The sequence below is a fragment of the Zhongshania aquatica genome, assembly GCF_027257955.1.
GTDB lineage: Bacteria > Pseudomonadota > Gammaproteobacteria > Pseudomonadales > Spongiibacteraceae > Spongiibacter > Spongiibacter aquatica.
This window is the reverse complement of record NZ_JANZNQ010000050.1, coordinates 1-10,136: the sequence shown is the minus strand read 5'-3', so window position 1 is coordinate 10,136 and position 10,136 is coordinate 1. Positions and strand designations below refer to the sequence as shown.

The following is a 10,136-nucleotide window of genomic DNA, read 5'->3' as shown; positions in this document are numbered from 1 at the left end:
CGCGTTTCCGAAGTCGATGCGCCTGTCGGCGTTTTTCTTCAAGAACTTCTAAGGATAATTTTCTTGCATCAATTTTTTCGTCCATTCGCGCATTATATCAGATACTTTTGATCGCCGGGTTAATAGTAAACTCCTAGATGCGTGTCAGTTCAACCAAAGATAGATGTTGTCGTAGTTATTTTTTTTAGTATGACACGATTAAGTACTTACGTGTCGGGCAAGGGTTTTTGACTTGTGACTTAGAGCGATATTTTTATTGCCGATATAGTAAGTTTTCGCAATAAGGAGGCATGCCGATGTTACTCTTGAAGAAACCTCAGCCAGTGTTGAAAAGACAAGAGTAATGGCGCAGGGTTTGTATTGATACTAAATATGTGTCGGGAAAATGATGAAAAAACGAAACCGCTTTCGTGATTCGGCGCTAAGATTGTCTGGGATAAGTCGGATGATAAAACATGGACGGCGAGGTAATCCCGGAGAGTCACCGGGTATCGATCACATTGCCGCTACCCTGATCGCGCCGGAAGTAGGCAGTGTCGCTATTAACTATATCGATTATAGCGCCACGCAGATTGATGTCGGTGATATCGCAGACCTTGATGGCTTTTTGGACACGCCGCTACCAAGCTGGGTTGCCGTCAGGTGGATTAATGTCAGTAATACCCACCCCTATGTCATTAATCAGTTTCGCCGACATTTTGAGTTTCACACGCTAACCGCTGAAGATGTTTTGCACCTTAACCAGCGGCCCCGTGTTGAAGCTTTTGATGACCATCTTTTTGTTGTGCTACGAATGTTGCGAGTGTTACATCATGAGTCTGAAGACGAATCTGTAAATGATTGGTCACTTGATGCCGAACAGGTCAGCATTTTTCTCTATGACAAAGTCCTGATTACTTTTCAGGAAAAAGTGGGCGATGTCTGGCAGCCCATCCGAGACCGTCTGCAAACGGAAAGTCTGCGGATCAGAAAAAATGAACCAGGATACTTGCTATATGCCATGCTGGACGCAGTGGTAGATCATTGTTTCCCCGTGCTTGAGCGTTATGGCGACCAGTTGGAAGATCTCGAGGTTGTTACTTTGGAGACTCCCTCACCAGAGGTGCTGAGACGTATTCATTGTGTTAAGCGAGAGCTGGCTTTATTACGACGCATTATCTGGCCAATGAGAGAACTTGTAGATCATTTGTACCGTGATGAAAGTGGACGAATTTCCGAATCTACCCGGCCTTATTTGCGCGATGTGTATGAGCATACAATTCAGATTGTAGAAATTATTGAGTCTTACCGCGAGATGGCCAGTGGCCTCACCGATCTTTATATGTCGGCGGTGTCAAATCGAATGAACGAGATTATGAAAGTGCTGACGATTATGTCTACGGTATTTATTCCCCTGACATTTATCGCCGGTGTGTACGGTATGAACTTTCACTTTATGCCAGAACTCTCTGCGCGCTGGGGATATCCGGCGGTGTGGGGAGTATTTGTAATACTCACTATTGGAATGGTACTTTTTTTCAGGCGCAAAGGTTGGGTAGGTAAAAGTTAAGCCCCCACAGTCTTTAATGGCGGATATATCAACATGTCACACAATGAGCTTCACAGGCAACATCGGGTCGGTTGGATGAGAGCAGCAGTGCTCGGTGCCAATGACGGTATTGTGTCAACCGCCAGTTTGATCATTGGTGTCGCTGCTGCAAATTCAGATCATGGTGCCATTCTCATCGCCGGTACGGCGGGTTTAGTCGCCGGAGCGGTTTCAATGGCGGCAGGCGAATACGTTTCGGTCTCGTCTCAGGCTGATATCGAAGAGTCGGATCTACGTTTAGAGCGGCAAGCGCTTGAAGATGATTATGAGGGTGAGCTTATCGAGCTCGCAGAAATTTATCAGCAGCGGGGGCTCGACGCTGACTTGTCCGCGGTGGTTGCGAAGCAATTAATGGCACATGACGCACTGGGCGCACATTCACGGGATGAGATTGGCATCTCTGAATTAACGCAAGCACAACCGATAGTGGCTGCGCTTGCGTCGGCCCTCAGTTTTAGCGTCGGTGCGGCGCTACCGTTATTGACCGCGCTATTTTACCGATCAGAAAATGTGGCAGTACTTGTTGGCGTTCTTTCACTGTTTTTTCTTGCGAGTTTGGGCGCAGTATCGGCGTATTTAAGTGGCGCCAAAATATATATTGGTGTGATGAGAGTGGCCTTGTGGGGTGCGCTCGCGATGGCAGTGACTGCGCTAGTTGGGATTGCATTTGATATTGCGGTGTAGTGATTCATATCTGCAACATGTTAAAGCAAACCGGTGGGCTGAAGGGTTATGAGTACAGCAAGTCGATCAGATATTCTGATTATCAATGGGGGGTCTTCTAGCGTTCGCTTTGCGGTCTATTCTTTAGATTCTGAGTCAGTATTAATGTTGAGCGGGAAGATAGAACGTATTGGACTTAGTGATACCTGTTTGAACGCCTCTGAGCCATTGAGCGGTGAGACGTATCGCCGAGATATCGATGGTAAAGATCATGCCGCGGTAGCGATGCAATTATTAGCATGGCTTAGCGCGCTGCCGAGTTTTGACTCTATCAAGGCCGTTGGGCATCGTTTGGTACACGGCATGAACCTTGGCGATGCCACACGGGTGACCCCAGCTATGCTGACTGAATTAAAGGAGGCGGCACCCTATGATCCGGAGCATCTTCCACTCGAGATTGCCTTAATAGAAGCCTGTATAGAACACTGTCCAGATCTGCCGCAGGTGGCGTGTTTTGACTCCGCGTTCCACCACGGTATGCCCAGAGTGGCCAGCCAGCTATCGCTGCCACGTCATTATGAAGAGCAGGGTTTGCGGCGCTATGGCTACCACGGTTTATCCTATGAATTTCTGATGCAGGAATTACGGCGACTTGGCGATGATTCAGCTCGCAGCGGTCGCGTTATTCTCGCGCATCTTGGCAACGGTGCCAGCATGGCCGCTGTTCTTGCTGGGAGAAGTATCGACACTAGCATGGGCTTTACGCCCTCTAGCGGTTTAATGATGGGCACCCGCAGTGGCGACATGGACCCCGGCGTCGCAGTATTTTTAGCGCGTACCGGGCAGCTGAATAGCGAGCAGTTTTATACCATGATCAACAGGGAGGCGGGCTTGCTCGGCGTGTCGGGGCGTAGCTCTGACGTGCGTGAGTTGCTTGCTGTTGAATCTGAGGATATTCATGCGGCGGAAGCCATAGCATTGTTTTGTTATCAGTCGGCAAAATTGATTGGTGCATACTCTGCTGCGTTAGGCGGATTAGATACACTCGTATTTTCCGGTGGTATTGGTGAAAACTCACCGCAAATTCGCGAGCGAATTTGTGCGAATCTTGGCTTCTTGGGTATCACTCTTGATAAGGCGAGAAATAAGGCAGCAGAAGCCATAATTTCTGCAGAATCTGCGCCGGTTACTGTTCGTGTTATTGCTACCAACGAAGAGTTGGTGATGGCGCGTTCGGTGAAACGAGTACTCAGTTTGCTGTAATTCGCCAACGTCCGCCAAGTTTTAGAGAGATTCGGGCGATGGATACTCAAGTGACTTTCTGATGCGTTACATTGAATCCAAGTATTCAAATGAGTATTAGCAGTGTAGCTTCTTTGGTTTCTTACTATTGCTGGTTTTTAACAATGGGAGGATTCGCCATTGAAAAACAAGGTGCAATATTGCTATGAAATCACGGCAACATATTTTCTACTTCCTGATACACCTTCGACCGCAACGCATTTAGCTTAAACAAAATCGAGAAAGCTGACTTATGGAAACGAAGAGCCTTAGCCCAGACCTACTTAATCGAATGGACGCCTATTGGCGGGCCGCTAATTACCTCTCTGTTGCGCAGATTTACCTCTTTGATAATCCGTTGTTAAAGAGACCTTTGGCAGTAGCAGATATTAAACCGATGCTACTGGGACACTGGGGAACTACTCCAGGGCAGAATTTTATTTATGTGCATTTGAATCGACTGATAAAGCGCGACAAGCTAAGTATGATTTATATTTCGGGCCCTGGTCATGGAGGACCAGCTTTAGTCGCCAATACCTACCTTGAGGGTAGTTATAGCGAAATTTATCCCGAGATTAGCCAAGACGAGGCGGGCTTACAAAAGTTGTTTCTGCAGTTTTCCTTTCCCGGTGGTATTCCCAGCCACGTGTCGCCAGAAACACCGGGCTCTATTCATGAGGGCGGGGAGTTGGGCTACTCGTTAAGTCATGCCTTCGGCGCCGCTTTTGATAATCCGGAATTAATAGTGGCTTGCATTGTTGGCGATGGCGAAGCGGAGACCGGCCCACTGGCAACGGCTTGGCATTCCAACAAGTTTTTGAACCCTGCCAGCGATGGCGCGGTATTGCCAATTTTACATCTTAATGGCTACAAGATTGCCAACCCGACGCTTCTTGCTCGCATTAGTCGCCAAGAATTGCAATCACTATTTGAAGGCTATGGCTGGACGCCTCTGATTGTGGAAGGCCATGATCCGGCGTTGATGCATGAGGCAATGGCCTCTGCACTTGATATTGCTGCGGAGCAGATCAAAGCTATTCAGCACCGTGCGCGAGTAGATGGAGACCTCAGTCGCCCAAGCTGGCCGATGATTATATTGATTTCACCCAAGGGTTGGACTGGTCCAAAGGCGCTGGATGGTGTTCAGATAGAGGGTACGTTTCGTTCGCATCAGGTTCCCATTTCTGACCCGCGCACGAATCCGGAGCACCTCGCATTAGTTGAGCAGTGGCTACGTAGCTATCGTCCCGAGGAGCTGTTCGATGATTGCGGGCGACTGATACCGGAGTTGGCATCGCTGGCACCCGAGGGAGAATTTCGCATGGGTGCCAATCCACATGCGAACGGGGGGCTGCTGCTGCAAGATTTACATTTACCGGATTACCGGAATTATGCTGTGGATCTCACTGTTCGGGGTTCCCTCGGTGTTGGCGATACCCGGGTACTCGGTCCATTTCTGCGCGATGTAGTAAAGCTGAATAATCAGCAGCGCAATTTTCGGCTGTTTGGCCCAGACGAAACTTTATCCAATGGCTTGGGCGCCGTCTTTCAGGAAACGGATCGGCAGTGGGAACTCGGTAGTGAAAACAATGATCAGTTTTTGGCAGCTGATGGTCGGGTGCTGGACTCCATGCTCAGCGAGCACCAGTGTGAAGGATGGTTAGAGGGATATTTACTTACCGGGCGCCACGGTGTGTTTAATTGCTATGAAGCCTTTATTCATATTATTGATTCTATGTTTAACCAACACGCGAAATGGCTCAAGGTCTCGGCGGGTTTATCATGGCGGCCAAAAGTAGCGTCGTTAAACTACTTGCTGGCATCACATGTTTGGCGACAAGATCATAATGGCTTTAGCCACCAAGACCCTGGCTTCATAGATCATGTGGTAAATAAAAAGGCAGACATCGTGCGGGTGTATCTGCCGCCAGATGCGAATTGCCTGCTGTCGGTGATGGATCACTGCTTGCGCAGCCGTCATTATGTAAACCTTGTTATTGCCGGTAAACATCCAGCGCCGCAGTGGCTGGATATAGATGCCGCGGTTAAACACTGCGCGGCAGGTGCTGGAATCTGGCATTGGGCGGGTAGCGAACAAAATGAGGCTAGCGCGACGAATAAGGATTCGTCGTCACCGGACTTAGTCATGGCGTGCTGCGGTGATGTACCCACCCTAGAAGCATTGGCGGCGGTTTCGCTTTTACGAGAGACTCTTCCAGATTTAAAAATTCGTCTTGTGAATGTTGTTGATCTTATGAAGCTGCAGCCGGAAGCTGAACATCCCCACGGTTTGAGCGATTCAGATTTCGACGCGATGTTCACCAAGGATAAGCCGGTCATCTTTGCTTTCCACGGCTATCCCTGGTTGATTCAGCGCTTGATCTTTCAGCGCGCGAATCACAGACGTTTTCATGTTCACGGCTACAGAGAGGAGGGCACAATTACCACGCCCTTTGACATGACAGTGTTGAATGAGCTGGATCGCTTTCATCTGGCGATAGACGCCATAGATCAGTTACCGCAAATTGGTGATAAGGGGGGTGTGCTAAAAAGGCAGCTTCAAGATAAGCTTCTATATCATCGGCAGTACATCAATAAACACGGACACGACATGCCGGAAGTTCGAGATTGGCAGTGGTCTTATTAATTGTAAATGGCTGACGTAAAGTGGGTAATTTGCATTCAAAGGAGTGAAGCAAGAGGGGGCTTTGGTTTTATTTTCTGTGGTATACCCTAACTCATGGCGCTGATTGGATTCAGCGCCGAATGCCAAATATGTCTGACTACTTATTGGAAAAGTTTGTTCTTGATATTGTGCTCTGTCGCGGCAAAGATTAATTTGGCATCGATGGCTAGCAGATCTTCATTCTTGTTTTCATAATCTAACTGATTCAATAGATGGGTAATGATCGCAATATGAAGGGTGTCTTTGTCTTCAGCGTTAGCGATATACCAAGGACTGCAATCAAAGCTTGTTTTCTGCAGCATTGAGTTCCTTGCCTCTGAGTATTTTTCCCACATTTTCTGGGCCACTAGATCTATAGGGCTAATTTTCCATTGAGTCAGTGGATTATTTTTACGGTCATCCAATCGTCTTTTTTGTTCTTGTTTACTGATGTCTAAATAGTATTTAAGGACGATGGTATTGGCATTAATCAGCATTTTTTCGAATAGTTCAACGTCCGTAAAAAACTTTTCATATTGTTCGTTTGTACAAAATTCCATGACGTTTTCAACTCCCGCACGGTTATACCAGCTACGGTTAAAAATCACGAACTCACCCTCGGCCGGCAAATGCGCTGCGTAGCGCTGGAAGTACCACTGATGTGTTTCTGTGTCTGAGGGCTTATTTAACGCGACAACCCGTGTTTCACGCGGACTAAGATGTTTGATAATTTTCTTTATGCTGCCGTCTTTTCCTGCCGCGTCGCGACCCTCGAGAATTAAGACAAGCTTTAGACCAGAGGTAATGATTTCTTTCTGGCATTTTACCAGCTCAATATACAGCTCGTGGAGATGCGTCTTCTGTTCTTTTTTCATTTTTCGTCGGCCTTTAGAGATCAGTGTTAGCACTATGTAGATGTGCATTTGGTCGATTGGGCGATGACTTTTGTAAATCGGCCCGGTATTGTCGCCAAGTCTTGTTTATTTAGCATATTCAAATTGGCAGCGCGTAGCCAAGTCTAAGTAACAGTTTAATTTTTATCAGACTAGTTTAGCGAGCCTCTAGCTTACTTGATTTGAATCAATTCACTGGTAAGTAAAATCGGTATTATCTGAGCTTGTACCTTTTTAAATCTGATCTTTGGGAGACGGCAATGGATACCAAAAAAAGTTTAAGTGAAATGGTCGACAAATTGAGTCAGCAAAGAGATGAACTCACTGTAAAGATTCATCTCGCTAATATGGGTGTTCGCGACGAGTGGGACGAATTAGAAAAAAAGTGGGATCATCTCATTGATAAAACTAGGCAAGTTGGAAAAGAGGTCGAGCCCGCAGCAGAAGGTGTTCATGCAGCGCTTTCATTATTAGGTGAAGAAATTAAGGAGGGCTATCTCAAGGTTAAGCGCGCTCTGTAGTGTTTTACCCAATAGTTGGTTTTGGGGCCTGATTTCCGCCAGCTAATAATGTCTCAAGCCATACAGCAGTTATATGTGAAGTCCCAAACATGGCTGTATGGCCGAGCGTCTCACGTTCACTGCTTCTTGCAATTTTAAGCGCCTAAGTACACTAAGTGTATTGGTCCGCGCATCTGTTCGCTTATTTTTAACGTTCTAATTCTTTCCTTCCAACTATCCTTGTTATCAATAGCTTCCATCATTCATAAATTAAGTCCTTGATAGTCTATGTGTATTTATGATGCTGAGATGATTAATTTCGTCAGGTCGCTTGATGTGCATGTTGTAAATAAATGTTCTGTGACTGGCATTCTTCATTGATCTACCTCCGTGATTCATTCGTACGCAGAAGGTTAATGGTTGCTAACTTAATGCTGATAATAAAAGGCAAAAAAGGTGTTTCAATCGGCTTATTGAGTCTTAGGCAATAGCAGTGTTGATTTTAAGGTCAATAAAATAGAGTTTATACCGTAGCGAGACTTATCGGCTTTTTTAAAAAAATAACAATATAATACAATAACTTAGATGTATTTTTGGTTCTCAATGAAAACTCTGAAAACTTGCTTCAGTTCACGTATTTCTCCTTTTGGGCAGATTCTCTATTGACTACAAGATCAATAGTGTTAAATTATCGTTCAGGCGAATTCAAATCTCATCACGCTTGGTTCTCAGAAAAAAGGGGTGATGGCTGGTGAGTAGGGTTCGGTTAAGAAGATAAAAAAATTGCGTCGAAAGACTGTGGTTTCCGCTGCAGTGACCGTATTGAGGTGAGGGTTCATGATAACAAAATCAAATGGCGCGGGGACTTCGTCCCGTGTGGGTAGAAGTGTGGGAGCGAGTGCAATTGGGCTTGCCGTTGCAATGTCGTTAGGCTCGTCCCCGAGTTTTGGTAAAAACGCCTTGGAAGAAGTTATCGTGTCTGCACGTAAAATGTCTGCGGATACTCAGGACGTGTCCACCAGTATTTCTGCTTTCAGTGGCGATGCCCTTAACGCAGCGGGTGTTGCTGACATCAAGGATTTGCAAGCCGTTACACCCGGTCTGATTGTGACTGAGATGGCGAGTTATAGTTTGATCTTCCTTCGTGGTATCGGCTCCGATGCGTTCCAAGGGCCAATTGACTCCAGTGTTGCGACCTATATGGATGGTCTCTACATCACCTATACCTCAAGTCAGGCTCAGTCCCTTGGTGTCGTTGACTCGGTCAACGTATTGAAGGGCCCGCAGGGTACGCTCTACGGGCGTAACGCTGTCGGCGGCGCGATTGTTGTTGAAACGAAGAAGCCATCTTTTCAAGAACCGGAAGTTATTCTTAGTGCGGAAGGCGGTAATTATAATTTACTGAAGGGCAGGGCTCATGTCTCCGGTCCTGTCGGGGATAAATTTGCCTTCGGTTTGTCGGGGATGTATACAAATCGTGAAACTTACCTGACTTACACGCCAGATCCCAGTCAAAAACACATAGATTATGACGATCGGGGTTATAAAGTTGCGGCCCGTTGGCAGCCTACTGACTGGTTAGAAGTTAATGCCAGTAATTACAAAATTCGTCATTCATCGGCTGATGGCGTCCCGCTAACAAACTCAGACGTTAGTCCAGCCTTTGAAGCCGTACTGACAGAGAATGATACACCCTACGAAACTGGCGTTGGCACCGAAGTTTTTACTGAAATGGAGTCTGTTTCTAGCCAGATTTCATTCGATATTCTTTCGGAATATGTGAATACCAAAATTTTGTTTGGTCACACAGAGTTCTTTAGCAATATCTTCTGGGATTACGATCTTTCAGAAGAAAAAGTGTTGATCATTGAAGCGGTACCTAATACTGCAGATACCGACTCCTTGGAAATTGTTTTCAACTCGTCAGAGTGGGGCCCAGATTGGTTCTCATGGGTTGGCGGTCTCTATTTAGAAGATACCTTTAAGGATCAGCGTACGCCTATCTATGTTGATGCGGTTGCGGTTGCAAGTGGTCTTGTCGGGACTGACTTGGGAGTCTTGAATGATTTAGTAGGCGCGCTTGGTCTTGGTGCTTTTGGCTTGTCTGATACAGAAAACATTAATGCTGTTCTGTATGGTGGTGTTCAAACCGATGCCTTTGCAGCGTTTGCTGAATTGACCTTTGATATAACTGAGACAATCTCGGCGCGTGTTGGTGGCCGTTATTCTGATGAAACTCGTGAAATCACAGAGTCTTATGTAGATGCTCGTGCGCAGGGCTTGCCTTTGATAGGTGCGACCGATTTTATTCGGGCCTTTGATTATCCTGCTCAAGAGAGAACTTGGAGGGACTTTACTCCAAGCGCTGGTGTTGATTGGCGGTATAACGATTCGTCTATGCTCTATTATAGCTACACGACCGTAACCGTCCGGCGAACTCACCTTTCCATTCGATTTTAAGCTAGTAGCCTTGGTGTCCACCTCATTTTAAGTGGACACCTATTATGAATACTCAAGGATTACTTCCCTCTCCAAGCACGCCACCG

General features: G+C 46.5%; 7 protein-coding genes. 6 read left to right on the top strand and 1 reads right to left on the bottom strand.

From position 1 onward, the window contains the following. Window positions 1–445: 445 nt before the first annotated feature. The 4 genes from corA to O9X78_RS20020 all read left to right on the top strand — a co-directional run bounded on the left by corA (window position 446) and on the right by O9X78_RS20020 (window position 6,179). Entirely contained in the window at window positions 446–1,549 is a 1,104-nt protein-coding gene (gene corA / locus O9X78_RS20035) for a magnesium/cobalt transporter CorA (protein ID WP_269621488.1), read from the top strand. Window positions 1,550–1,582: 33 nt separating this feature from the next. Further along, window positions 1,583–2,272 (top strand): VIT1/CCC1 transporter family protein, encoded by a 690-nt coding sequence (locus O9X78_RS20030; RefSeq protein ID WP_269621487.1) that lies wholly within the window; start codon window positions 1,583–1,585, stop codon window positions 2,270–2,272. Between the two features lie 48 nt (window positions 2,273–2,320). Further along, the gene (locus tag O9X78_RS20025) at window positions 2,321–3,514 is read left to right on the top strand and encodes an acetate/propionate family kinase (RefSeq protein ID WP_269621486.1); all 1,194 of its coding nucleotides are present in this window, start codon (window positions 2,321–2,323) and stop codon (window positions 3,512–3,514) included. Between the two features lie 271 nt (window positions 3,515–3,785). Continuing rightward, window positions 3,786–6,179: a phosphoketolase family protein gene (locus tag O9X78_RS20020; protein ID WP_269621485.1), complete on the top strand. Its 2,394-nt coding sequence runs from the start codon at window positions 3,786–3,788 to the stop codon at window positions 6,177–6,179. A 140-nt stretch (window positions 6,180–6,319) separates the two neighbouring features. Here the strand turns inward: O9X78_RS20020 and ppk2 are convergent, their stop codons facing one another. Then, on the bottom strand, window positions 6,320–7,072 hold the full coding sequence (gene ppk2 / locus O9X78_RS20015) for a polyphosphate kinase 2 (RefSeq protein ID WP_269621484.1): 753 nt from the start codon (window positions 7,070–7,072) through the stop codon (window positions 6,320–6,322). 278 nt (window positions 7,073–7,350) lie between these two features. Here ppk2 and O9X78_RS20010 point away from each other — a divergent pair, with 278 nt between their 5' ends. Continuing rightward, complete coding sequence (locus O9X78_RS20010; RefSeq protein WP_269621483.1) at window positions 7,351–7,611, top strand: hypothetical protein; 261 nt, start codon at window positions 7,351–7,353, stop codon at window positions 7,609–7,611. Between the two features lie 816 nt (window positions 7,612–8,427). Next, complete coding sequence (locus O9X78_RS20005; RefSeq protein WP_269621482.1) at window positions 8,428–10,050, top strand: TonB-dependent receptor; 1,623 nt, start codon at window positions 8,428–8,430, stop codon at window positions 10,048–10,050. Window positions 10,051–10,136 lie beyond the last annotated feature (86 nt).

Bases quoted from the DNA above. Each gene is read 5' to 3' on its own strand.
- corA (WP_269621488.1), top strand. From the start codon at position 446: ATGATAAAACATGGACGGCGAGGTAATCCCGGAGAGTCACCGGGTATC.
- O9X78_RS20030 (WP_269621487.1), top strand. From the start codon at position 1,583: ATGTCACACAATGAGCTTCACAGGCAACATCGGGTCGGTTGGATGAGA.
- O9X78_RS20025 (WP_269621486.1), top strand. From the start codon at position 2,321: ATGAGTACAGCAAGTCGATCAGATATTCTGATTATCAATGGGGGGTCT.
- O9X78_RS20020 (WP_269621485.1), top strand. From the start codon at position 3,786: ATGGAAACGAAGAGCCTTAGCCCAGACCTACTTAATCGAATGGACGCC.
- ppk2 (WP_269621484.1), bottom strand. From the start codon at position 7,072: ATGAAAAAAGAACAGAAGACGCATCTCCACGAGCTGTATATTGAGCTG.
- O9X78_RS20010 (WP_269621483.1), top strand. From the start codon at position 7,351: ATGGATACCAAAAAAAGTTTAAGTGAAATGGTCGACAAATTGAGTCAG.
- O9X78_RS20005 (WP_269621482.1), top strand. From the start codon at position 8,428: ATGATAACAAAATCAAATGGCGCGGGGACTTCGTCCCGTGTGGGTAGA.